This is a genomic window from Streptomyces sp. CA-278952, assembly GCF_028747205.1.
Lineage (GTDB): Bacteria > Actinomycetota > Actinomycetes > Streptomycetales > Streptomycetaceae > Streptomyces.
Genome location: NZ_CP112880.1, coordinates 104,586 through 127,536 on the forward strand (window position 1 = coordinate 104,586; position 22,951 = coordinate 127,536).

21 protein-coding genes are annotated in these 22,951 nt (G+C 72.4%); 11 read left to right on the forward strand and 10 right to left on the reverse strand.

Annotated elements, in window-relative coordinates; translation table 11 throughout:
• Window positions 1–218 precede the first annotated feature (218 nt).
• The gene (locus N7925_RS00420; protein ID WP_265597478.1) at window positions 219–851 is read left to right on the forward strand and encodes a hypothetical protein; all 633 of its coding nucleotides are present in this window, start codon (window positions 219–221) and stop codon (window positions 849–851) included.
• A 129-nt stretch (window positions 852–980) separates the two neighbouring features.
• On the opposite strand, the gene N7925_RS00425 is transcribed toward N7925_RS00420, so the two are convergent.
• From N7925_RS00425 to N7925_RS00435, 3 genes are all read right to left on the reverse strand, one after another.
• Complete coding sequence (locus N7925_RS00425) at window positions 981–2,453, reverse strand: FGGY-family carbohydrate kinase (protein ID WP_265597479.1); 1,473 nt, start codon at window positions 2,451–2,453, stop codon at window positions 981–983.
• 142 nt (window positions 2,454–2,595) lie between these two features.
• Window positions 2,596–3,372 carry a DeoR/GlpR family DNA-binding transcription regulator gene (locus tag N7925_RS00430; protein WP_265597480.1) on the reverse strand — a complete coding sequence of 259 codons (777 nt, stop codon included), beginning with the start codon at window positions 3,370–3,372 and terminating at the stop codon, window positions 2,596–2,598.
• 5 nt (window positions 3,373–3,377) lie between these two features.
• The gene (locus N7925_RS00435; protein ID WP_265597481.1) at window positions 3,378–4,028 is read right to left on the reverse strand and encodes a histidine phosphatase family protein; all 651 of its coding nucleotides are present in this window, start codon (window positions 4,026–4,028) and stop codon (window positions 3,378–3,380) included.
• Window positions 4,029–4,228: 200 nt separating this feature from the next.
• Here N7925_RS00435 and N7925_RS00440 point away from each other — a divergent pair, with 200 nt between their 5' ends.
• From N7925_RS00440 to N7925_RS00460, 5 genes are all read left to right on the forward strand, one after another.
• Window positions 4,229–5,284, forward strand: a complete 1,056-nt coding sequence (locus N7925_RS00440) for a 2-hydroxyacid dehydrogenase (protein WP_265597482.1) — start codon at window positions 4,229–4,231, stop codon at window positions 5,282–5,284.
• 99 nt (window positions 5,285–5,383) lie between these two features.
• On the forward strand, window positions 5,384–6,856 hold the full coding sequence (locus N7925_RS00445; RefSeq protein WP_265597483.1) for an FGGY-family carbohydrate kinase: 1,473 nt from the start codon (window positions 5,384–5,386) through the stop codon (window positions 6,854–6,856).
• 109 nt (window positions 6,857–6,965) lie between these two features.
• Window positions 6,966–8,045, forward strand: a complete 1,080-nt coding sequence (locus N7925_RS00450; RefSeq protein ID WP_265597484.1) for a substrate-binding domain-containing protein — start codon at window positions 6,966–6,968, stop codon at window positions 8,043–8,045.
• Between the two features lie 114 nt (window positions 8,046–8,159).
• On the forward strand, window positions 8,160–9,020 hold the full coding sequence (locus N7925_RS00455) for an ATP-binding cassette domain-containing protein (RefSeq protein ID WP_265597485.1): 861 nt from the start codon (window positions 8,160–8,162) through the stop codon (window positions 9,018–9,020).
• A complete protein-coding gene (locus N7925_RS00460; RefSeq protein WP_274342659.1) occupies window positions 9,017–10,273 on the forward strand; it encodes a sugar ABC transporter permease in 1,257 nt (418 codons plus the stop codon). The genes N7925_RS00455 and N7925_RS00460 overlap by 4 nt, the downstream gene beginning before the upstream one ends.
• A gap of 62 nt (window positions 10,274–10,335) precedes the next feature.
• Here N7925_RS00460 and N7925_RS00465 read toward each other — a convergent pair whose 3' ends face one another.
• The 6 genes from N7925_RS00465 to N7925_RS00490 are packed head-to-tail and all read right to left on the reverse strand — an operon-like array spanning window position 10,336 to window position 14,859.
• Window positions 10,336–11,103 (reverse strand): urease accessory protein UreD, encoded by a 768-nt coding sequence (locus N7925_RS00465; RefSeq protein ID WP_274342660.1) that lies wholly within the window; start codon window positions 11,101–11,103, stop codon window positions 10,336–10,338.
• Complete coding sequence (ureG, locus tag N7925_RS00470) at window positions 11,100–11,852, reverse strand: urease accessory protein UreG (protein WP_274342661.1); 753 nt, start codon at window positions 11,850–11,852, stop codon at window positions 11,100–11,102. The genes N7925_RS00465 and ureG overlap by 4 nt, the downstream gene beginning before the upstream one ends.
• Window positions 11,845–12,510 (reverse strand): urease accessory protein UreF, encoded by a 666-nt coding sequence (locus N7925_RS00475; protein WP_265597489.1) that lies wholly within the window; start codon window positions 12,508–12,510, stop codon window positions 11,845–11,847. Before N7925_RS00475 ends, ureG begins: the two co-directional genes overlap by 8 nt.
• A complete protein-coding gene (locus N7925_RS00480) occupies window positions 12,510–14,213 on the reverse strand; it encodes an urease subunit alpha (protein WP_265597490.1) in 1,704 nt (567 codons plus the stop codon). Before N7925_RS00480 ends, N7925_RS00475 begins: the two co-directional genes overlap by 1 nt.
• The gene (ureB, locus tag N7925_RS00485; protein ID WP_274342662.1) at window positions 14,201–14,560 is read right to left on the reverse strand and encodes an urease subunit beta; all 360 of its coding nucleotides are present in this window, start codon (window positions 14,558–14,560) and stop codon (window positions 14,201–14,203) included. The genes N7925_RS00480 and ureB overlap by 13 nt, the downstream gene beginning before the upstream one ends.
• The gene (locus N7925_RS00490) at window positions 14,557–14,859 is read right to left on the reverse strand and encodes an urease subunit gamma (RefSeq protein WP_026291061.1); all 303 of its coding nucleotides are present in this window, start codon (window positions 14,857–14,859) and stop codon (window positions 14,557–14,559) included. The genes ureB and N7925_RS00490 overlap by 4 nt, the downstream gene beginning before the upstream one ends.
• 529 nt (window positions 14,860–15,388) lie before the next feature.
• Here N7925_RS00490 and N7925_RS00495 point away from each other — a divergent pair.
• Window positions 15,389–16,579 carry an NAD(P)/FAD-dependent oxidoreductase gene (locus N7925_RS00495; RefSeq protein WP_274342663.1) on the forward strand — a complete coding sequence of 397 codons (1,191 nt, stop codon included), beginning with the start codon at window positions 15,389–15,391 and terminating at the stop codon, window positions 16,577–16,579.
• A gap of 10 nt (window positions 16,580–16,589) precedes the next feature.
• Window positions 16,590–17,528: a sigma-70 family RNA polymerase sigma factor gene (locus N7925_RS00500; protein ID WP_274342664.1), complete on the forward strand. Its 939-nt coding sequence runs from the start codon at window positions 16,590–16,592 to the stop codon at window positions 17,526–17,528.
• 30 nt (window positions 17,529–17,558) lie between these two features.
• Here the strand turns inward: N7925_RS00500 and N7925_RS00505 are convergent, their stop codons facing one another.
• On the reverse strand, window positions 17,559–18,041 hold the full coding sequence (locus N7925_RS00505) for a hypothetical protein (protein WP_274346606.1): 483 nt from the start codon (window positions 18,039–18,041) through the stop codon (window positions 17,559–17,561).
• Window positions 18,042–18,520: 479 nt separating this feature from the next.
• On the opposite strand from N7925_RS00505, the gene N7925_RS00515 reads away from it, so the two are divergent.
• The 3 genes from N7925_RS00515 (at window position 18,521) to N7925_RS00525 (ending at window position 22,946) form a co-directional block, all read left to right on the forward strand.
• Entirely contained in the window at window positions 18,521–18,799 is a 279-nt protein-coding gene (locus N7925_RS00515; RefSeq protein WP_018960964.1) for a DUF3253 domain-containing protein, read from the forward strand.
• A 71-nt stretch (window positions 18,800–18,870) separates the two neighbouring features.
• The gene (locus N7925_RS00520) at window positions 18,871–19,419 is read left to right on the forward strand and encodes a GNAT family N-acetyltransferase (protein WP_274342665.1); all 549 of its coding nucleotides are present in this window, start codon (window positions 18,871–18,873) and stop codon (window positions 19,417–19,419) included.
• A 182-nt stretch (window positions 19,420–19,601) separates the two neighbouring features.
• Window positions 19,602–22,946: a S8 family peptidase gene (locus tag N7925_RS00525; RefSeq protein WP_274342666.1), complete on the forward strand. Its 3,345-nt coding sequence runs from the start codon at window positions 19,602–19,604 to the stop codon at window positions 22,944–22,946.
• Window positions 22,947–22,951 lie beyond the last annotated feature (5 nt).

Below are 22,951 nucleotides of genomic sequence, written 5' to 3' on the forward strand. Positions count from 1 at the left end.
TCTCCCATGCGTCTTCGGTTGGTTGGCGATGAATGACAGAGCACGCACTGCGTCATGGCATGCTCATGACATATGGGAGCGCTCCCGCACGGACCCGCGCAGAAGCGGCTCGATCCACCAGGGTGCGTGCGGCAGCGCCCCCGCGTCCTGGGCTCCCTACCGGGAGCGACAGGACAGCAAGCGCTTTCTAAAGGTGAACGTAGAGGGGTCCGACCAGCATGGCAAGGTGCGTGCGGCAGCGGCTTTTTCCGAGACCGCTCTCGCGTCGAAGTGCCCCCACTCCCGGACCCGTTCGGGCGCCCCCCGGCGCCGGCCCCCGCCTCAGCGCGCGCCGATGGATCGTCCGGCCCGGTGAGTTCGCCACCAACGCCCTGCTCATCTGGGGCCCGTCCATCCGCTCCGGCCGGCGGGCGGTCGAGCCGTTCCCCGACCAGGCCGGCGACCCGATCCACGAGCAGGACATCGCGGACGTCATCGTCGCCGACCTGCTCGATCACGACCGCCGCGGACGCATCGACACGATCATCGGCCCCGATACGCTCACCAAGCGCGAACAGGTCGCCCTCATCGCCGAGGCGGTGGGAGAGGACATCGCCCTCGACGAGGTGACGCCCGAACAGGCGCTCCGCTTCTACCGCGAGCAGGGCGGGTTCGCGGCCGACAACGCCGACTGGCTTTACGGCTTCACCAGTTACGACGGGGTGGAGGGCGTCACCGACGAACCCGGCGAAGCGAACCCCGCTTCCGACGGCGCCTACCTCACCCTCGCCGAGGTCCTCGGCCGACCGGGACGCTCCTACGTGCGGTGGGCCCGCGGCCACGCCTCCGACTTCACAGGAACGGCCGGCTGAGCCGATCTCCTGCTTCTGCTCGCCGGGCACGAGCCACGGTCGGCGGATCCGCCGCTGCCCGAGGCGCCCGGGCCGGCGGTGCCGCTCCGGCCGGTGGTGAGCCGTCGCGTACGCGCGAGGCGCGACGCGTCAGTCGTCGGGGAGCCAGCCCCGCTTGCGCAGCGCCGCGACGAAGCGGCCGTGGGCGTCGTCCAGGGCGGGGCGTTCCTCCGGCGCGGGCTCGACGAGGGCGCCGCCGCGCACCATGGCGGCGGCGCTCGCCGCGAGGTCCTCGTGGAGCGTGCCGGTCGCGGCGAGGAGTGCGGCGCCGAAGGCCGTCTCCGCGCGCTCTGCGACCCGGACCGGGCGGTCCAGGACGGTGGCCCGGATCGTCGTCCACACGGTGCTGCGGCTGCCCCCGCCTGCCGCGTGCAGGGGGCCGAGCACCGGAACGCCGAGTCGCTCGACCCGGTCCAGGGCCAGGCGTTCGACGAAGGCGACTCCTTCGAGTGCGGCCCGGTGGGCGTCCGCCTCGTCGCGGGGGCCGCCCAGCTCGAATCCGCGCGCCGCGCCGGAGACGAAGGGGAACCGTTCCCCGTCGCGGCGTAGCGGGTAGCGCACGTACGAAGCGGGGCCCCGGGCCGCCGCGGCGGCGTCCAGCGCGGGCAGGCGGGCCGGGTCCACGTCGGCCAGGCACTCCCCTCCGGTGTTGGACGCACCGCCGGGGAGCCACCAGCCGTCGGGGTGCCGATGGCTGTAGACCGCTCCGGTCGCGTCGCGGACCAGGTCCGCGGAGACCCCCTTGAGGACGTACGTGGTGCCGAGCACGCCCACGAAGCGACCCGGCTCGACCGCCCCCGTGGCGATCTGGCCCGCGCAGCCGTCCGTCATCCCGAGGCGCACGGAGCACCCTTCGGGCAGGCCCGTGGCCTCGGCCGCCTCCGGGCCGACGACTCCGGCCTCCGTGGCGGGGGCGCGTACGGCGGGGAGCAGCGCGAGCGGGAAGGCGAAGGCGTCGAAGACCTCGTACGCCCACTCCGAAGCCCGGGCGTCGTAGCCCGACTTGAGTGCGTGGCTCCAGTCCGTGGCGACGGGATGACCCGTCAGCGCGCGCCCGACGACGTCGGGGGTGTGCAGGACGTGGCGCAGGCCCGAGCCGTACGTCCGCAGGCACCAGACGGCACGGCCGAACGCCGCGGTGGGCCCCACGGACAGGCCGAGGGCGTCCCACCGGGCGCTGCCCGCCCGCTGCGCCTCGGTGTTGACGTCGGCGGCCCGCCGGTCGTCGTACATGAGGGCCGGGCCGAGCGGGACGCCGTCGGCCCCGGTGGGCACGATGGTTCCTGACGTGGCGGACACGGCCACCGCAATGACCTCACGGCCGCCCCGGGGCAGCACGCCGGTGGTGCGGCGCAGCGCCGAGCGTACGGCGGGCCACCATGAACGGGCGTCCTGCTCGCTCGTCCCGGCGGCGGTCCGTACGGGGGGCGGCAGTTCGCCCCGCGCCTCGGCGAGCACGCGTCCCTGGCCGTCCACGCACACCACGCGGACGGACGCGGTCGCCACGTCGATGCCGATCACGGCCGGGGCGTGGGGAGTGGGGCGACGGGATGCACTGCTCATGGCGGAAAGCGTCCTTCCCCGGCGGAACGGGCCTCAGGTGTCCACCGATCGGGTGGGCGATCCATCGCGGTGGCCGCGTGTGTGTGAAATTAACATGCGTTCCATCATGACAGGAGGAACGGTCTCCTGCGGGAGGAACGGCTCATGGTGCGACGGCCGCCACCGTCACCCGGGTCCGTTCGCGGAGTTTGCCGAGCAGTTCGGCGTCCGCCCCGTCGTCCACGACGAGATGGTCCAGGTCGCCGACGGGCCCCACCCGGTGCAGCGCGGTCCGGGCGAGCTTGGTGTGGTCCATGAGCATCACCTTCGTCGCCGCGGACGTGAGCATCGCCCGTTTGACCAGGACCACGTCCTGCTCCTGGTGGTAGGCCGTCCTGGCGTCGAGGGCCGAGGTGGAGACCGCGACCAGGTCGACGGAGAGCGCCTCCACCGCCTCGACGCAGGGCATCCCGAGGAAGGAGTCGTGGGTGCGCGAGTACTCGCCGCCCAGGGCGATCAGGCGGATGCCTTCGCACCCGGTGAAGACGTCGAGCACCCGGCGGGCGTTGGTGACGACGGTGAGGGGGGCGAGGTCGACCAGCAGGCCGGCCATGACCAGGACCGTGGTGGAATCGTCGAGCATCACCGACATTCCGGGCTCCACCAACGCGGCGGCGGCGCGCGCGACGGCGTTCTTCTCCGCCGTGTTGACGCCGAGCCGGTAGTCGAGGCTCGACTCGAACACCGTGGACGGCAGGGCGGACGCGCCGCCGCGGAAGCGGCGCAGCACCCCTTGCCGCGCGAGGTCGTCGAGGTCGCGGTGGACGGTCATCAGGCTCACGCCCGTGAGCTGGGCGAGCGCGGCGCCCGTGGCGGTGCCCCGCTCCACGACGTGGTCGGCGATGAGCCGTCGCCGTTCTTCGGCGGATCTCTTGGTCATGGGGGTCAGTCTCCCGCAGGGCTCGGGCCGGGCGCGGGGGCGGGGGGAGCGGCGGTGGGTAGGTTGAGCGAGCGCAGCGCCGTCTCCGTGCCGCGGATCTCGATCTCCGTGACGGCTCCGTTGTCGAGTCGCGGGAAGATCCGCCGGTAGCGCCCGAGGGGAAGTCCGAGGAGTTCGCACAGGGCGATGCGCAGCAGGGTGTTGTGAGCGACGACGAGCACCTTTCCCCCTTGGTGACGGTGGGCGAGGTCGCGCAGGGAGCCGGTCGCCCGCGCCGCGGCCAGGGCGACGGGTTCGGAGCCGGGGAAGGCGCCGGAGGCGGCGTCCTCGCGGAACCGCCGTACGGCTTCGGGGTCCTCCTCGGCCATCTCCTCGATGGTCCTGCCCTCGCCCCATCCGAAGTCGACTTCCCGCAGCCCCTCCTGGACGTCCGCCGCCAGCCCCAGCGCCGCCGCCGCGGGCGCCGCGGTCAGGCGGGCGCGGCCGAGCGGGGAGCAGGCGACCGCGTCCAAGCCGCTGCGGGCGGCCCAAACTCCGAGGTCGGCTCCCTGGGCCACGCCCTTGGGCGTCAGGGCGACGTCGGTGACACCGGCATACCGGTTCTCCGCGTGCCACTCGGTCTCGCCGTGGCGTACCAGCAGGAGACGAGAGGTCATGGAGAGGCCCTTTCGAGGTCGGCGCATACGAAGGATCAGCGACAGGCCGCGCGCGCCGTGCGCATTGCCGGTTCACGTGAGCGCTGTTAAATTTAACAGAAATTCCACAGCCCAGGACCGGCCTCTCGCGGCTCGGATCACGCTCCGACCTGCTCGCCACGCACTCCCACCGGCTCTCCTCGCAGAAGGAATCCGACGTCATGCGCATCCTCGCCGCAGGCGACCACTTCGTCCGTCCCTCGTTGATCCGTGCGGCGGTGAGCCAGGAGCTGTCCCGCATGGGCCGGGAGCTCCCGGAGTTCACGGAGCTGACCCTGCCCTGGCCCCACGAGCCCTTCGGTCCGGTCGCGGAGGTCCGCGAGGCGAGCGGTACGGAGGGCGAGCTCGTCGAGGCGCTGGCCGGGGCCTCGGTCTGTGTGACGCAGATGGCCCCGTTCACCGAGCGGGTGTTCGCCGCGTCGCCCGCGCTGCGTCTCGTCGCCGTCTCCCGGGGTGGGCCGGTCAATGTGGACCTGGCCGCCGCCACCCGTCACGGGGTCGGAGTCAGCTTTGCCCCCGGCCGCAACGCCCAGGCCGCCGCGGAGTTCGCCGTGGGGCTGATGCTCACCGCGATGCGCCGGATCGCCGCCGCCGACGCGGAGCTCAAGCGGGGCGTCTGGCGGGGCGATCTGTACGCGTACGAGGAGAGCGGCGGCGAGCTCGGCGGTGCCACGGTCGGACTCGTGGGCTACGGCGCCATCGGCCGCATCGTGGCACGGGTGCTGCGTGCCTTCGGAGCTCGTGTGCTGGCGGCCGACCCGTACGCCGACCGTGCGGCGGCCGAGGCGGAGGGCGTTGAACTCGTCGATCTGGACACTCTTCTGATCCGTAGTCAGATAGTGAGCCTGCATGCCCGCCTGACGGAGGAGACCCATCACCTGATCGACGCCCGCCGCCTCGGGCTGCTCCCGCACGGCGCGGTCCTGGTGAATTCCGCCCGCGGCGGACTGCTCGACCACGCGCCACTGCCGGAGCTGCTGCGCGGCGGCGCTCTCGGGGCGCTCGCCCTGGACGTGTACGACATCGAGCCGATCCCGGCCGACTGGGCCCTGCGCGACGTGCCGAACCTGATCACCACACCCCATCTCGCCGGCGCGACCCGGCAGACGGCGCACCGGGCGGCGGCCATCACCGCCGCCGAGGTCGGCCGTTTCCTGCGCGGGGAGAAGCTGTCCCACCTCGCGAACCCCGACGTTCTGTCGGCCGGTCGGCCCTGACGGCCGGTCGGACGCTGACGGCCGCCGTCGCCGTGACCCTCGCCCGGCAACCCATCGGCTCGTATCGGCTGCTACCGGCTCGTAGAGGAGGCACCAGGCGTGAGCACCATCATCGGTGTGGACATCGGAACGTCGGTCACCAAGGCCGTGGCCTTCGACGGGGCAGGCGGTGCCCTGGCCTCCGCGAGCCGGCGCTCGCACCTGGACATGCTGCCGGGCGGACGGGTCGAGCAGGATCTCGACGACGTCGTGGCCGGTGTCGGCGAGGTCGTGCGCGAGGTCGCCGCCGCGGTCGGCCGGCCTCCGGACGCCGTGGCGCTCACCGGGCAGGGGGACGGTCTGTGGCTGCGGGACTCCGAGGGCCGCCCGGTGCGGCCCGCCATCTCCTGGATGGACGCGCGGGCTTCGGACGTGGTGACCCGCTGGCTGGCGGACGGCACGATCAGCACCGCTTTCGCGCACACCGGCTCCGGCATGTTCCCCGGGTGCCACGGCCCGCTGCTGAACTGGCTGCAGGAGCACGAACCGGGCTCCCTGGACCGGGCCGCCGTCGCGGGGTACTGCGTCGACGCGGTCGCTCAGCGCCTCACCGGCCGGGTGTGCCTGGACGCCTCCGACGCGACGCTGCCGTTCCTCGACCCCCGTACCCGCCGCTACGCGCCCCAGGCCCTGGCTGCCTGCGGTGTCGAGGACCGAGCGGGGCTGCTGCCTCCTCCCGCCGCTCCGGGCACGGTGCTCGAACTGGACGGTCGCGGCGCCGGACTCCTGGGGCTGCCCGAGGGGCTGCCGGTCGTGGCGGGGCCGTACGACCTGCCGGCCTGCGCGATCGGGAGCGGGGTGCGCGAGGTGGGGGACGGTGTTCTCATCCTCGGCACGACCCTCGCGAGCCAGGTGCTGACCGACCGCGTCGATCTCGAGCCGGCCGCGGAGCCCGCCGGCATGTGGCTGTGCACGCCCATCCCCGGCCGATGGCTGCGCGCCATGCCCGCCATGGTGGGAACGGCGGCGCTGGAGTGGGTGCTCACCCTCGTCGGCGCGACCACGGCCGACGTGGACGCCCTGCTTACCGACAGCCCGCCCGGAGCCCGGGGCGTCCACGCCTTCCCCTTCCTGTCCGAAGCGGGCGAACGGGCCCCGTTCGTCGAGCCGTCGGCCCAGGGCAGACTCGACGGGCTCAGCCTGGCGACGGGCCGGGCGGACGCCGTGAGGGCCGTCTGCGAGGCCATCGGCTACGCCGCCCGGCACTGTCTGGACACGGCGGGGCTGAGCGGGACCCTGGCCCTGTGCGGCGGCGGCGCCCGGTCGGTGATGTGGGCCCGGCTGATCGCCGACGTCCTCGGCCGGCCCGTCCGCGTTCCGCTGGAGGAGCAGGTCGGGGCGCTCGGCGTGGTGTCCGTCGCCCGGGCCTCCCTCTCCCCCGGGTACGAGGCCCCGCCGGGACGCCACCGGGTCGTCGAGCCGCGTGAGGACGTACGGGCGCTGTACGAGGACGGCTACGAGCGGTACCGGGCGGAGTTGGCGACGGCCCGAGCGGAGTGGAGGGCTCGCGCGCGGTTGCCCGGACGTCTCTGAACGGGCCTTCCGCCCCTGTTATTTATGACATGCCCATTGACACTACTAACACGTGCGCTGTTAATTTGACGCGAAGGAGGGCTCTCCGCCTGAAGACCAGGAGATTCCAGTGAAGCAACGCTCTGTCAGATCGTTCGCCGCTGCCCTGTCCGCGATGGCGGTGATCGTCTCCGCCGCCGCCTGTACGACGAAGACGCCGAACGGTACGGACGGCGGGTCACCGCAGGACGCGAAGATCGCGTTCCTGATGCCCGACATCGCCTCCACCCGGTACGAGTTGTACGACGCTCCCCTCTTCAGGGCCAAGATGAAGGATCTCTGCGGCGGTTGCGAGGTCCTGTACCAGAACGCGGGCGGCGACGCCGCGAAGCAACAGCAGCAGGCCGACTCCGCTCTCGCGCAGGGCGCCGACGTCATCGTGATCGATCCGGTGGACTCCGCCGCGGCGGCCGGCACCGTCCGTACGGCACAGGGACGAGAGGTCCCGGTCATCGCGTACGACCGGCCGATCCCGGCGGTCGAGGCCGACTACTACGTCTCCTTCGACAACGAGAAGATCGGCTCCATGATCGGCGCGTCCCTGGTGGAGCACCTCGAGGCCACCTCGGCCGAGGGCGGCCTCCTCCAGGTCAACGGATCACCGACCGACGCGGCGGCGGGCCTGATCAAGAAGGGCATACACAGCGCGGTCGACTCCAGCGGGTACGAGCTCCTCGCCGAGTACGACACCCCTGCCTGGGAACCGGGGAAGGCGCAGAGCTGGGTCAGCGGCCAGATAACCAAGTTCCCGGGAAGGATCGCCGGAGTGGTGGCCGCCAACGACGGCACGGGCGGCGGTTCCATCGCCGCGTTCAAAGCGGCCGGAGCGCCCGTGCCACCGGTGACCGGGAACGACGCCGAACTCGCCGCCGCCCAGCGGATCATCAAGGGCGACCAGTACAACACCATCTCCAAGCCCATCAAGACCGTCGCGGAAGCCGCCGCCACCGCGGCGTTCGCCTTCGCCCGGGGTGAGAAGCCCCGGGGCGACACCACGCTCTTCGGCACTCCCTCGGAACTCTTCACCCCCACCGTGGTCACCCGGGAGAACATCGCGGAGGTGCTGGTGGGCGACGGGAAGCCGCTGAAGACCGCCGATGTGTGCACGACGACGTACGCCGCCGCCTGTGCCGAGGTGGGCCTCACGTAGTCCCACCGGCCCGGCCTCGGCGCCCACGACCGTCCGCGGCGGGGTGGGAGGCACGCCCGCCCCGCGAGGGCCACCACTCCCCCGCCCGCCCGCCCGCCCCCGGAAGGCCGGTCCATGCCCGCTGACTCCTTACCCTCCCCTCATGAGGCGCCGGGCGGCTCGCTGCTCTCCCTGCGCGGAATCAGCAAATCCTTCGGCGCCGTCGCCGCACTCACCGATGTCGACCTCGACGTCGACGCCGGGCAGGTCGTGGCTCTGGTGGGCGACAACGGCGCGGGGAAGTCCACCCTGGTCAAGGTCCTCTCCGGGGTGCATCAGCCGGACGCCGGAACCGTCGGCTTCGGCACCGGGACCGTGGCGGTCACCTCCCCGGCCACCGCACAGCGGCTCGGCATCGCGACCGTGTTCCAGGACCTCGCCCTGTGCGAGAACCTGAACGTGGTGGAGAACCTCTTCCTCGGGCGCGAGTTGCGTGGGCTGCGCCTGGACGAGGTGGGCATGGAGGTCCGCTCCCGTGCTCTGCTCGGGGAGCTGTCGGCGAAGATCCCCTCGGTACGCGTCCCGGTCGCGGCCCTGTCCGGGGGGCAGCGGCAGACGGTGGCCATCGCACGGACGCTCCTGGGCGACCCCAAGGTGATCATCCTGGACGAGCCGACGGCCGCCCTGGGGGTGGCTCAGACGGCGGAAGTCCTCAATCTGATCGAGCGTCTGAAGGACCGTGGTCTGGGCGTCATCATGGTCAGCCACAACATGGCCGACGTGCGGGCCGTCGCCGACACCGTGGCCGTCCTGCGGCTCGGCCGCAACAACGGAGTCTTCGACGCGGCCGGAACGACGGCGTCGGAGCTGGTGGCGGCCATCACCGGAGCCACCGACAACGTGGTCAGCCGCCGCGCCGGCCGCGACCGGGCCACGGGCGACGGAACGGAGTCGGCAGACCGGACCGACGCGGCGCACCGGGGGGAAACATCATGACGGAACCGGCCGCTGTCTCGAGCCCCGGGCTCTCCCCCGGCGAGCCCGTCGATCCGACGCCCCGGTCCGCCGGTGCGCGCGACCGCCTGCGAGCCGTTCTCATCCGGCTGCGCGGCGGCGACCTCGGCCTCCTGCCCGTCCTCGCCGGGCTGGTCGTGATCTGGGTCGTGATGCAGATCCTCAACCCCATCTTCCTGTCGAGCGCGAATCTCACGAACCTCGCCCTCGAAAGCGTGCCGGTCGGCATCATCGCCCTGGGAATCGTCTGCGTCCTTCTCGTCGGCCAGATCGATCTGTCGGTCGGCTCGGTCAGCGGCCTCGGCGCTGCCGTACTGGCGGTCCTCTTCGTGGACCGGGGGCTGCCGGCCTGGCTCGCCGTCGCCGTCTCGCTGGCCCTCGCGGGGCTGATCGGCTGGTTCTACGCCCAGGTCCACAACCGGATCGGGGTACCCAGCTTCGTCATCACCCTCGGCGGCCTCCTCGGCTTCCTCGGCGTGCAGCTGTGGATACTCGGGCCCAAGGGATCGATCAACCTGCCCTTCGACTCGGGCCTGGTGGTCTTCGCCCAACTCCATTTCCTGCCACCCTGGTTGGCGTACGCGCTGGTCGTCGCGGGCGCGGCGGTGCTGTACGCGACCGGTGCCGCCCGCGCGTCGGAGCGCCGCCGGGCAGGGCTCACCGCCGCCTCCCGGCGCCTGCTCGCCGGACGGAGTCTGGCGCTGCTGGCCGGCCTCGGCGCGGGGGTCTGGTATCTCAACCGGGACCGGGGGGTGGGGTGGATGTTCGTGTTCTTCCTCGCCCTGGTGCTGGCGCTGCACTACGTCCTGTCCCGCACCTCGTTCGGCAAGTCGATGTACGCGGTCGGCGGCAACATGGAGGCGGCCCGGCGTGCGGGCGTGAACGTGAAGGCCGTCCTCACCACCGCGTTCGTTCTGTGCACGACGCTCGCGTGCGTCGGCGGCATACTCTCCGCCTCTCGGCTCGCGGCGGCCAACCAGAGCAGCGGCGGCGGTGACGTCAACCTCAACGCCATCGCGGCGGCCGTCATCGGCGGCACCAGTCTGTTCGGCGGCCGGGGCACCGCGTTCGCCGCGCTGCTCGGCGTTCTCGTGATCCAGTCCATCTCCAGTGGGCTCACCCTGCTGAATCTCGACTCCGCGTACCGCTTCATGGTGACGGGCGGGGTACTGCTGCTGGCGGTGTCGTTGGATGCCGTGGCCCGGCGTTCGCGGGTCTCCCACGGCAGGGCCTGAGGCACCGCCCGTATGCGGTAACCACCGCCCCCTTCACGGTGCTGGAACGCCCCTGACGAGCGTCATTCACGTTCGTGCCCGGTCCGCCAGTGCTCGCACAGTGCCGACAGTTCCGCTTCCATCGCCGGTGCCTCGGTGCCCAGCAGCCGGACCTGGGCCCCGGGGCCCGCAAGGTCCGTCCGGTAGGGGTGGGGCGGTCCGGGCGGGCGGGCGCCGAGGGCGGTGACGGAGCCGATGATCCGGTTCGGGCCGAGGACGCCGGGAAGTTCGCGCATCTCCGGGTCGGTGAGGTCGAGGTCCTCGACCAGCAGTTCCCGGCCGTCGTGCACGGCCCGGGTCCTGGCCCGGACGTGGCCACCGCGTTCACCGGATCGGCCCAGGACGAGGGTGTCGCGCCACAGCATCCGGGCGCCGGGCGCGAGCGTCACCTCCATCGTGCGGTCGACCCACGCCCCGTGCGCGACCACGAACGGCTTCCCGTCCCAGTCCAGTCGTCCGCCTGCCGCGATGTCGATCCTGGCCCGCCACGCCGATCTGCCTCCCCGGTGGTCGTACGCCACCAGACCGGAGGGTTCGACCAGTTCCAGGCGGGCCCCCGGGCCGACCGAGACGTGCAGCCGGAGATCGTCGCCGGCCAGCAGGCCCGCCCGGGTGCCGACGAGGGCGATCCGCAGGCGGTCCGCGCACGGCAGCAGGGGGCGGGGGGCGAGGAACGCCCCGGGAGACAGCTCGCGGGCGAGGTGCCGGCCGGAGGCGTCCCGCTCGACGGCGACGACCGTGGGGTCGTCGGGCTCGGCCGGGCGGGCGGCGGGGGTGGGCGGACCGGTCACGAGCCGTCGTGGCTGTGGCTGTGGGGCGCCATCGGGCCGGGGTCGGTCGGGACATGGGTGCCGGAGCGGTGGCGTACCAGCACGGCCCGCACCCAGTCGGCCAGTTGGGCGATCGACTCCGGGTCGTGCTTGGACAGCGCGAGGACGGGCAGACCGTCGCGGGCGCGTTCGGCGTCGGCGACCATCGCGGTCACGTCGACCTCCACGTGGGGGGCCAGGTCGGTCTTGTTGATGATCAGGAGGTCCGCGCCGGTGATGCCCGGGCCGCCCTTGCGGGCGACGTCCCCGCCGCCCGCGACGTCGATGCTGAAGAGCTGGGCGTCGGCGAGGGCGGGGCTGAACGTGGCGGTGAGGTTGTCGCCCCCGCTTTCGATGAGCACCAGGTCCAGCGGTCCGTAGGCCTCCTCCAGGTCCTCGACCGCGTCGAGGTTGGCGCTGACGTCGTCGCGGATCGCTGTGTGGGGGCAGGCTCCGGTCTCGACGGCACGGATGCGCTCGGTGGGCAGGACGCCGGCCGAGCGGAGGAAGCGGGCGTCCTCGTCGGTGTAGATATCGTTGGTGACGACGGCCATGGAGAGCTCGCCGGCCAGTTCGCGGCAGAGGGTGGCGAGGATGGAGCTCTTGCCGGTGCCGACGGGGCCGGCGACGCCGAGGCGCAGGGCGCGCGGCTGGTTGAGCGGCTGGTGGTAGTGCTCGTTGGGGCCCTGGGCGGGCTGTCCGGGCTGCTGGGCGGGTGCGTTGTCAGGCAAGGAAGAGTCTCCGTTCGCGTCGGTCGTGTTCGAGTGCCCACTGCTCGGTGAGCGGTGGTGTTCGGGCGGGGAGTTCGGCGGGGGTGCGCACGGCCAGTGCTTCGGTGACGGCTCTCGCGGCGTCCGCCTCGGCGGCGATGATCCATGCGACCGAGTCGAGGGGGTCGCCGGGCAGCAGCTTGAGCGCGGCGGAGGCGATGGTCTGCAGTTCGTCGTAGACGACGCCGTGGGCCAACTCCTCCTCCCCCACCCCCAGAACGGCCCCGAGCGCCCCGAGGGTCACCGGCCGCAGGGGGCGCGGGTGGAGCGGTGTCAGGGCGGTGACCGCGGGATGGTCGGGGGCGAGCCGGCGGGCGAGGCGGTGCACGCCTCGGCCCAGTGCGGCGGAGGCCTCGCGCAGCGGTGCCGTCGGTGTCCGGGCGGCGAGCGCCTCCTGCACGGGCCCGTACTCCACCGGATCGCGCTGGGCCGCCCGCAGGGCGAGTACGGCGGCGGCCGCTTCGGTGACGACGGTGGTGTGCAGGCGGGCCCTCAGCAGCGCGGGGATCTCCGCGCGCGTGAGGCCCGCCGCGACGGCCGGTTCGAGGCCCGCGCTGTAGGTGTGGGCGCCGACCGGGAGCCGCCCGTCGGCGAGGAGGTAGGGGGCGAGGAACGCCATCAGAACATGCTGTACCGCTGGGCCAGCGGCAGTTCGGCGGCGGGGGCCGGCTCGACGAGCTCCCCGTCGATGCGGATGGCGAAGGTCTCCGGGTCCACGTCGATGGCCGGGAGCGCCGTGTTGTTCGGCAGGTCCGCCTTGGTGAGGTGCCTGGTGGGCCGTACGGCGACCAGCTCCCGTACGAGGCCGAGCCGTTCGGCCAGCCCGTCGGCCAGCGCCAGCGGGGAGACGAAGCTGACCGAGAGGTGCGGCGCGGCCTCGGCGGCGGCGGTGGCGCGCAGGAGGACCGGCTGGGTGGTGGGGATCGCCGCGCCCGCGTCGCCCAGGGGCGCGTACACGGCCATGCCGCCCTTGATGACGGCGGCGGGCCGGATCCCGAAGAAGGCGGGGTCCCAGAGCACCAGGTCGGCGAGCTTTCCGGGCTCCACGGAGCCGACGACGTGGTCGATGCCGTGGGCGACGGCCGGGCAGATCGTGTACTTGGCGACGTACCGGCGCGCCCGCTCGTTGTCGGCGGGCAGTTCGCTGCCGCGGTCGCCGAAGCGCTGCTTCATGACGTGGGCGACCTGCCAGGTGCGGCAGACGACTTCGCCGATGCGGCCCATCGCCTGGGCGTCGGACGAGGTGATGGAGAGGGCGCCGATGTCGTGCAGCACGTCCTCGGCGGCGATGGTGGTGGCCCGGATCCGGGACTCGGCGAAGGCGAGGTCCTCGGGGACCCGGGGGTTGAGGTGGTGGCACACCATCAGCATGTCGAGGTGCTCGGCGACGGTGTTGACGGTGTGCGGGAGCGTCGGGTTGGTGGACGCCGGGAGGATGTTGGGGTGGGAGGCCACGGTGATGATGTCGGGAGCGTGGCCGCCGCCCGCGCCCTCCGCGTGGAAGACGTGGATACCGCGTCCGGCGATGGCGTCGAGGGTGCCTTCGACGTAGCCGACCTCGTTGAGGCTGTCCGCGTGCAGCGCCACCTGGAGGCCGTACGCGTCGGCCGCCCGCAGCGCGGCGTCGATCGCGGCCGGGGTGGCGCCCCAGTCCTCGTGGACCTTGTAGCCGCCGGCGCCGCTGAGTGCCGCCTCGCGCAGGGCTTCCTCGCCGACGGTGGAGCCCTTGCCGAACAGCATGACGTTGAGCGGGACGCGGTCCAGGGACCGGTGCATCATGGCGAGGTTCCAGGCGCCGGGGGTGACGGTGGTGGCCTTGGAGCCCTCGGTGGCGCCGGTGCCGCCCCCGATGACGGTGGTGGTACCGGTGGCGAGCGCCTCGTGGAGCGTCTCCGGCATCAGGAAGTGGACATGGGTGTCGACGGCCCCGGCCGTCAGGATGCGTCCCTCGCCGGAGATCACGTCGGTGCCCGGGCCGATCACCAGATCCGGATGGACGCCGTCGCTGATGTCGGGGTTGCCGGAACGGCCGAGGGCGACGATCCGCCCGTCGCGGACGCCGATGTCGGTCTTGACGACGCCCCAGTGGTCCAGGACGACCGCGTTGGTGATGACCAGGTCGGGTGCGCCCTCGGCCCGGGACGCGGTGGCCTGGGCCATCGACTCACGGATGGACTTGCCGCCCCCGAAGACGGCCTCGTCGCCGCCGAAGCACCGGTCCTCCTCGACCTCGATCCAGAGATCGGTGTCGGCGAGGCGGATCCGGTCCCCGGTGGTGGGGCCGTAGAGCGAGGCGTAGGCGGCGCGGGTCAGCTGGGCCATGTCACCAGGTCCTCCGTTCGAGGTGTGGGGGCGGGGGCGGGGACGGGTGTCCGGGCCTCGGGCAGCACGATGCCGGGAACGCGGCGGCGGCCGCGGAGTTCGACGAGGCTGACGTTCACGCCGACCCCCGGTTCGAAGCGCAGCGACGTGCCCGACGGAATATCGAGCCGAAATCCCCGGGCGGCAGCCCGGTCAAAAGAAAGTGCCGGATTCGCGTCGGAGAAATGCAGATGGGATCCGACCTGAATGGGCCGGTCTCCGTCGTTCACCACAGTGAGAGGCAATACCGTGCTTTCGGCATTGATGTGCACCACTCCGGAGCCGGTCCGGATCTCGCCCGGGATCACGGGATCGGCGAGGTGATCGTGACGAGCTTGCGCCCGTCCGGGAAGGTCGCCTCGACCTGGACGTCGTGCAGCATCTCAGGGACGCCTTCCAGCACTTCAGCACGGGTGAGCACGGCCCTCCCCGCTGTCATCAGCTCGCTGACCGGGGCTCCCTCACGGGCCCGCTCCATCGCCCAGCACGCGAGCAGGGCGACGGTCTCCGGGTAGTTGAGGCGGACACCGCGGGCCCGCCGGTCACGGGCGACCATTCCGGCAACACTCAGTAGCAATTTCTCCGTGTCGGACGGAGTCAGAAACATGGGAAACCTCCATGGCGGCCTCCCCGGAATTCCCGGCGGCGCCTGACCACATGCCTCTTATAGCTCTTCTCTTCGCGGCGTGGCAAATTCCTGCGCACGGCAAAAAGTCCCTTTTTGTGGTTACGACCCACTACATACGGGCAAAACGTACAAAATTCGGTCGGGTGACTACCGGGATCGGCGCGTCGCAGCGGGCCGACCGGAGGGTTCCGGCGGTGGTGGTGCCTCGCCCGGTCCGCCCTCGTCCCGCGCGGGAGGCAGTGATGACCGAACGGTGTCGCCGGTCCCCGCCGCCGGAAGGTCCGGCGTCTCGAAACGCGGCGGAAGATCAGGGGTGAGGAGTGATCGTGTCCGGGTCATCGATCCCACCTGCTCCTTCGGAAGAAGTCCGGTCCCGCCCTCACCAGTGATTCGGAGCCGGACGCCGGAGGGATTGGGCCGTCGGGTGACCCGCCTCACACATGGCCCCTGTCAGCAATCGGGGCGCCATCTCGTTCAGAGGGCACACGAACGAGACAGGAGCCATGTCATGAAGCACCGCATCGTCGTACTCGGCGCCGGCTACGCCGGGGCTTTCGCCGCCGGCAACCTGGCCCGCAGGCTCTCCCCCGCCGACACCGGGATCACCGTCGTCAACGCCGCGCCCGACTTCGTCGAGCGGATGCGGCTCCACCAGCTCGCCAGTGGCCAGGATCTCGCGTCCCGCAAGCTCACCGACGTATTCGCGGGCACCGGGGTGCGGCTGCGTCTGGCGCGTGTCACCGGTATCGACCCCGAGCACAGGACCGTCGCCGTGGCCGGCGAGGACGGCGCCGGTGAACTCGCCTACGACACCCTTCTCTACGCGCTCGGCAGCTCCGTCGCCCACCATGGCGTCCCCGGCGCGGCCGAGTACGCCTTCGATGTGGCCGGCCGGTCCTCGGCGCTGCGGCTGCGCGAGCGCCTGGCCGACCTGGGCGGGGGCGGCACCGTCGTGGTCGTCGGCGAGGGTCTGACCGGCATCGAGACGGCGACCGAGCTCGCCGAGTCGCGTCCCGGGCTCTCGGTCGCCCTCGCGGCCCGCGGCGAGCTGGGCGCCTGGCTCTCCCCGAAGGCGCGCCGTCATCTGCGCGGCGCCTTCGACCGGCTCGGTGTCACCGTGCACGAACACACCGCCGTCGAAGCCGTCGAGCCGACACGGGTGATCATCGCCGACGGCAGGTGCATCCCGGCCGATGTGACCGTGTGGTCGGCCGGGTTCGCCGTGCACCCCATGGCGGCCGCCGCCGGGCTGGAGGTCGCCGGGACGGGCCAGATCGTCGTCGACCGGACCATGCGTTCGGTCTCTCACCCGGATGTCTACGCCGCGGGCGACTGCGCCTACGCGATCGGCGAGAACGGCCGGCCGCTGCCGATGTCCTGCGCCTCGGCCGGTCTCACCAACATGCAGGCGACCGCCGCGATCATCGCGCGCCTGACGGGGCGTGAGGTCCCGGCCACCGGGCTGAAGTATGTCGGGAACCACATCAGCCTCGGACGGCGGGACGCCATCTTCCAGATGGTGGACGGAGACGTCCGGTCGAAGGGCTGGTACCTGGGCGGCCGAACCGCCGCACGGCTCAAGTCGGGTGTGCTCGAGGGGGCCGGGTGGGGCATCGCCCATCCGACCTTCGGCCTGCCGAAGCGCAGGCACCGGCTGGCCCCCGCGCCCGGCCGGGCCGGTGCGCGGGTCGCCGCCTAGGCTGTTGCGCATGGACAGCGCAGCCGTCGATCAGTTCGAGGCCGGCCGGAGCAGGCTGGCCTCGCTCGCGTACCGTCTGCTCGGCTCGGCGGCCGACGCCGAGGACGCTGTGCAGGACACGTTCCTGCGCTGGCAGGCCGCGGACCGTGAGCACATCCAGGTACCGGAAGCGTGGTTGACCAAGGTCACCACCAACCTCTGCCTCGACCGGCTTCGCTCGGCACAGGCGCGTCACGAGCGAACGGCCGGCGCGTGGCTGCCCGAACCTCTCCTCGACGGCGACCCGATGCTCGGCCCTGCCGACACCTTCGAGCAGCGTGAATCGGTGACCCTGGCGGTACTGACCCTCCTGGAGCGCCTCTCGCCGGCCGAACGCGCCGTCTACGTCCTGCGCGAGGCCTTCTCGTACAGCCACGCCGAGATCGCCGCGATCCTCGACGTCACCGAGGCGGCGAGCCAGCAGCATGCCCATCGGGCCCGTACCCGGGTCGCCGCCGAGCGCCGCCGCGGCGGGGCGGCCGACCCCGCGTCCGCGCGCCGGGTCGTCGAGGAGTTCCTGGCAGCCGCCACGTCCGGGCGCACCGATCGGCTGGTGGCGCTGCTCACCGACGACGTGACGGCGGTCTCGGACGGCGCCGGACTGGCCAGGCGGCTGCTGCGGTACAGGTCGCGCGAGCGGGTCGCCTCCTTCGTACGGGCGGGGTTCAAGGCGACGCCGGCGAAGCGGCGGCTGGCCGGTGGCTCGCTCGCGATGCATCTCGCGCGGGTCAACGGCACCCTGGCCGTCGTCGCCGTGGTCGGGGGCCGGGTCGTGGGCGCCGTGGCGTTCGAGATCAGCGACGGCAAGGTCGCGTCCCTGTGCGGCATCGCCGCCACGGACCGGCTCGCGCGCCTCGACGAGGCGTGGCAGCACCACGGACCCGGCGTACCGGTCATCGACGCGTGGTGACCCCCATGGTGACCGGCACGTGGTGGACGGTCACCAGTCGATGTGCGCGCTGATCCACGCGTCGAGCGCGTTCCCGTCTCCCGCGGGAGGCAGTTCGGGCGCGCAGGTGAGAGGAGTGAGGGACAGCTGGAGGTGGGTGAGATAGCCGTAGGGGCCGTTGTCGGCCGCCGGGCCGAGGACCAGGGCGTGGGTGGAGGTCCGCCAGACGCGGTGCGTCATCGCCGGACCGGTCACCACCGCGGCGTCCGACAGGAGGGTCCGCTCGGGTGCCGCGCCCAGGTGTTCGGTCACGGCCCGGGCGGCCCCTACGAGGGTCGCTTCGCAGTCCTGCTCGGTGGACGGCTCGTAGCTCTCCCAGCCCGTCGCCTGCCCCCAGAGGCCCATGTGCTCGCGCAGCCAGGGCTCGTTGGTCATGCCCTCGTCGTGCTCGTCGAAGGGGTACAGCTCTCCGAACACGAGGAAGCTGCGGACGTCGGGCTGCCCGAAGGGGTTCCTGCCGTCGGAGCAGAGCACGTGCCCGTGCCCCGTGCCCCGTGCGGAAGGAGTCGCAGACCAGTTCGTGCTCCCAGTCCCATCCGCGGCGCGCCGGCTCCGCGTCGAGAGCTTCGCGTTCGTCGCCCACCGGCGGGCCCGTCGGCAGCGCGACGAACTCGGCGACCGCCGCGGGTGTGAGCGGCCGATGGGCGAGAACGTGGACACGGGTGGGCATGCCGGTCACTCCAGGAGGTCGTCGTGCGGTCGGCGGAGCCGAGAGCTGTGGCCGGTCGGCCCGGCGGGGCTGGTCGTGCGAGCGGCTCGCGTCGGCGGACGTACACATGGCAGCGCTGGAATGCCACGCTCTCGTGAAGATCGTAGGACCGGTACGGGTTCACCGTCCCCGTGAACACCGGGTTGGCCGCGCCGCCCCGTGCACACCGTGGTCGCCTGCCGGACCCGCCGAGGCGGTTCCCCGGCTCCGCGCGCCCCCGGCGTACCGGTGACACCATGGAGAGGTGCCCGAGGACGAGCAACGGAACGGCAGACGCCTGGAGCAGGCGATCATCGACCTGCTGAAGCGGCGTGGCCCGAACGCCACCATCTGCCCCTCCGACGCCGCGCGCGCCGTGTACCGGGGCGACGACGACGGCTGGCGTTCCCTGATGGAGCCCGCCCGCCAGGCGGCCCGGCGGCTGGTCGGAGCCGGTCGGGTCGAGATCACCCAGGGAGGCCGCCCCGTCGCACCGGACGAGGCCCGGGGCCCGATCCGGATCCGGATGCGCCGCGCCCGCTGACGTCCGCGCGCCGACTCATCGCGCAGGGCACCTGATGCGCTGCTGCGGGCGGGCCCGGTAGTTTGCCCGCCATGACTGAACTCGGATGCGTCGCCTGGCCACCTGCACCGATCGACACGGCGCGGCTCGTGCTCCGTGAGTCCGCGGCCCGGGACCGTGCGGCGTTCATCGAGCTGTTCGCATCGCCGGAGGTGGGCGTCCACCTCGGCGGCCCCCGCCCGCGTGATGAACTCGAACGGGCCGTTCCCGAGGTGCCGGGACAGCGCCGGGGTCTCTTCGTCGTCGACCTGGGCGGAGCGATGGTCGGCACGGTCACGCTCGAACGCCGGGCCGCCGAGCGTCCGGGCGGCCTCGGTCCGGACGGCGACCGCGCCGAGCTCGGGTACATGTTCCTGCCCCGGGCGTGGGGGGCCGGATACGCCGCCGAGGCGTGCGCCGCCGTACTCGGCTGGTTCGCCGCCGCGCGGCCGGGCGAACCGGTCGTCCTCTGCACACAGATCGCCAACACCCCCTCGATGCGCCTCGCGCGGAAGCTGGGGTTCACCGAAGTGGCGCGGTTCGAGGAGTACGGCGCCGAGCAGTGGTTCGGCGTGTGGAGTCCGGTCACTCCGTCCGATTGATCCAGGTGCCGCACGCCCTCGCGCGCAAGGCGGATCACGGCGCTCCGCTGTTACACAACGATCATTGAGTGCGCCCGAACGGCCTCTGCATACTTCAGGAATCCGGGGCCGAACGCGTATCCGAACGCGCCCCGTGCGGCCGGGCCTTCGCCCGCCCGAACCACTCCTGAGCAGGGACAATCTTGCGAAAAAGATCAACGAGGGCGTACGCGCTCGTCGCCGCCGCCTCGGTCGCCCTGACGGCGGGCATGACCGCTCCGGCGTCGGGGAAGACCGGCGGCCCGGACCCGGCATCCCCGACCACCGCCAAGGCCTTAAAGGCAGACGACCGGACCGTCGACACCGTCACCCTGATCACCGGTGACCGGGTCCTCGTGGACGCCAAGGGCCGGGTCGGGGGCATCCAGCGGGCCAAGGGCCGGGAGGACATTCCCTTCTTCACCGAGATCCACGACGGCCGCACCCATGTGGTGCCGCGTGACGCCCGGCAGCTGATCGCCGACGGCAGGCTGGACCGGCGGCTGTTCGACATCACCGCTCTGGCCGAGCCGGAAAGCCTCGAGGCCCACCGGGCCGGGCTCAAGGTGATCGTCGGTTACCGGGGAGCGACGGCCGGGTCCGCCCGTGCCGAGGTGCGGTCCGCCGACGGCACCACCGTCCGCCGGACCCTGTCGGCCCTCGACGCCGATGCCGTCACCAGTGCCGCGGCCACCGACAGCGAGGGCGCTCTGTGGGATGCCCTGACGCGTCAGCGGAAGGACGGTTCGGCGGCCACCGCGTCCGGCATCGCGCGGATCTGGCTCGACGGTGTGCGCAAGGCCTCGCTCGACCGCAGCACCGGTCGGATCGGCGCCCCGGCGGCCTGGGCCCGGTCGTTCGACGGCACCGGTGTGAAGATCGCCGTCGTGGACACGGGCATCGACGCCACCCATCCCGACCTGGCGGGCCGGGTGGCCGCCGAGCGCAACTTCAGCGGCTCCCCGGACGCCAAGGACCGTAACGGGCACGGCACGCACGTGGCCTCCACGGCGGCCGGCACGGGAGCGAAGGACGCCCGGTTCAAGGGCGTGGCCCCCGGAGCCCGGCTGATCAACGCGAAGGTGCTCGACGACCGGGGCGCCGGTGACGACTCCAGCATCATCGCCGGGGTCGACTGGGCCGTCGCCCAGGGCGCCGACGTCATCAACATGAGCCTGGGCGGACTCGACACCCCCGGAATCGACCCGCTGGAAGCCCAGGTCAACAAGGTCTCCGCGGAGAAGGGCGTCCTGTTCGCGATAGCCGCGGGCAACAACGGGCCGAACCAGGGCACGGTCGCGTCGCCGGGCAGCGCAGACGCGGCCCTGACCGTCGGCGCCGTCGACGACGACGACCTGATGGCCGACTTCTCCAGCGTCGGTCCCCGTACCGGTGACAAGGCCGTCAAGCCCGACATCACCGCACCGGGCGTGTCGATCACGGCGGCAGCGGCGGAGGGCGTGGCGGGGCAGAACCCGCCCGGGTACCACAGTCTGAACGGCACGTCGATGGCGACTCCGCACGTCGCGGGGGCCGCGGCGATCCTCAAGCAGAAGAACCCCACCTGGACGGGCGCGCGGATCAAGGCCGTCCTGACGGGCTCTGCCAAGGACGGCGCCCACTCGGTCTTCCAGCAGGGCGCGGGTCGGCTCACCGTCGACAAGGCGATCGACCAGACGGTCGTCGCCGAGCCGGTCTCCGTGAACCTGGGCACCCAGACCTGGCCCCACACCGACGACGCCCCCGTCACCGAGCAGGTGACGTACCGCAACAACGGCAGCGCCGACGTGACGCTGAGCCTGTCGCTGTCCACGCCGACCGGGGGGGACGGGCAGCCCGCCCCCGCCGGCTTCTTCACCCTCGGAGCCCAGCGGGTCACGGTCCCGGCGGGCGGCACCGCAGCCGTTGACCTGACCGCCGACACCCGCCTCGGCGGTACGGTCGACGGCTCCTACTCCGCCACGGTCGTGGCGTCCGGGGGCGGCCAGAGCGTGCGCACGGCGGCAGCGGTGGAGCGCGAGGCCGAGTCGTACGAGGTCACCTTCAACGCCACCGGACGGGACGGCGCGCCCAGCACCGGCTGGCAGGCGGACCTGAAGGGGTACGTCGGTCAGGCCTCGGGCCTGCGGTTCTTCCCGGACCTGTCGTCCGGTTCGGCGACTGTCCGGCTGCCGCGCGGCACCTACAACCTGTCGGCCGACATGCTGGTCGACCCCGCGGCTCCGGGCAAGGGCGCCGATCTGATCAACAACCCCCGGTTCTCGGTGACCGGCCCGACCACGGTCGACCTCGACGCCCGGTCCACGCGGCCGGTGACGTTCAAGGTGCCGGACGCGGGGGCCACTCCGACGCGCGCGGGGATGATGTACGCCCTGAACACGCCCGAGACGGGCATCACGCTGTGGAGCGACTTCACCAGTTTCGACAACGTCCGTACCGCGTACCAGGGTTCCCCGGTGACCGGCGACTCCTCCCTCTACCAGCAGTGGTCCGCCCACTGGAAGCAGGGGGCCACCGAGTACAACGCGCTCGCCGGCAGTCTGGTCCCGGAGCTGGCCACCGGCTACAGCAAGACGTACACGACCAAGAACATGGCCCTGGTGAAGGTGCGGATCGGGGCGTCCGTGCCCGGCCTCGACGGCATCGTCAGGGCCGACGGTGAACTGGCCAACGGGGGGATCGCCGCGCTCTACTCGGCGCACCCCCTGCCGGGCACCCGGAAGGTGTACCTGTCCACGGACGACGACGCCGTCTGGAACATCGCGGCCGGTGTGCTGGGTGAGAAGGACGCGGCCGGTAACCGGCAGGTCGAAGGGGCCTACTCCTTCGCGCAGTCACGGCGTTTCGAGCCGGGGACGACGCACACCGAGACCTTCCACGCCGGTGTGATGGGGCCGCGGATCGAGGCCGGCGACGGGCTCGTGCGCGACGGCGACAACCTCTACGGCTCGCTGGCGCTGGTCAGTGACGGGCCGGGCCATCCAGGGTTCGCCCGGTACGCCGGTGCGACCACCACCATCCACCGTGACGGCGCGCTGTACGCGAAGGAGGACGCGGCCATCGACGAGCGGTTCTTCGCGCTGCCTCCGGAGTCCGCCACGTACAAGGTGGCGACCACGATCAACCGGAACCCGGCGATCTACCGCGCCGGGAACCGGATCGACGCCTCGTGGACCTTCTCCTCGGCCCGCACCGAAGCTCCGGCGACGCTGCCGGTCTCCACAGTCCGTTTCCAGCCGCGGCTCGCGCTGGACTCCACCGTTCCGGCGGGCTCCCAGCAGACGTTCCCCGTCCTGGTGCAGGGCGCGGCGGCCGGAGCCGGCCTGAAGTCGCTGCGGGTCATGGTGGCGTACGACAACGAGAAGTGGCTGCCCGCCAAGGTCACCGCGGGCAAGGTCACCGTGAGCGCCCCGGCGAAGGGCAAGGGGATCTCGCTGAAGGCCGTTGTCACCGACAAGAGCGGCAACGAGTCGACGGTCACGATCCACAACGCCTTCTTCGGAAGGTGAGGCGC

Bases quoted from the DNA above. Each gene is read 5' to 3' on its own strand.
- N7925_RS00440 (WP_265597482.1), top strand. From the start codon at position 4,229: ATGCGCATCCTCGCCGCAGGCGACCACTTCGTCCGTCCCTCGTTGATC.
- N7925_RS00495 (WP_274342663.1), top strand. From the start codon at position 15,389: ATGAAGCACCGCATCGTCGTACTCGGCGCCGGCTACGCCGGGGCTTTC.
- N7925_RS00480 (WP_265597490.1), bottom strand. From the start codon at position 14,213: ATGGCCCAGCTGACCCGCGCCGCCTACGCCTCGCTCTACGGCCCCACC.
- N7925_RS00490 (WP_026291061.1), bottom strand. From the start codon at position 14,859: ATGTTTCTGACTCCGTCCGACACGGAGAAATTGCTACTGAGTGTTGCC.
- N7925_RS00475 (WP_265597489.1), bottom strand. From the start codon at position 12,510: ATGGCGTTCCTCGCCCCCTACCTCCTCGCCGACGGGCGGCTCCCGGTC.
- N7925_RS00425 (WP_265597479.1), bottom strand. From the start codon at position 2,453: ATGAGCAGTGCATCCCGTCGCCCCACTCCCCACGCCCCGGCCGTGATC.
- N7925_RS00435 (WP_265597481.1), bottom strand. From the start codon at position 4,028: ATGACCTCTCGTCTCCTGCTGGTACGCCACGGCGAGACCGAGTGGCAC.
- N7925_RS00520 (WP_274342665.1), top strand. From the start codon at position 18,871: ATGACTGAACTCGGATGCGTCGCCTGGCCACCTGCACCGATCGACACG.
- N7925_RS00460 (WP_274342659.1), top strand. From the start codon at position 9,017: ATGACGGAACCGGCCGCTGTCTCGAGCCCCGGGCTCTCCCCCGGCGAG.
- N7925_RS00420 (WP_265597478.1), top strand. From the start codon at position 219: ATGGCAAGGTGCGTGCGGCAGCGGCTTTTTCCGAGACCGCTCTCGCGT.
- N7925_RS00500 (WP_274342664.1), top strand. From the start codon at position 16,590: ATGGACAGCGCAGCCGTCGATCAGTTCGAGGCCGGCCGGAGCAGGCTG.
- N7925_RS00455 (WP_265597485.1), top strand. From the start codon at position 8,160: ATGCCCGCTGACTCCTTACCCTCCCCTCATGAGGCGCCGGGCGGCTCG.
- N7925_RS00430 (WP_265597480.1), bottom strand. From the start codon at position 3,372: ATGACCAAGAGATCCGCCGAAGAACGGCGACGGCTCATCGCCGACCAC.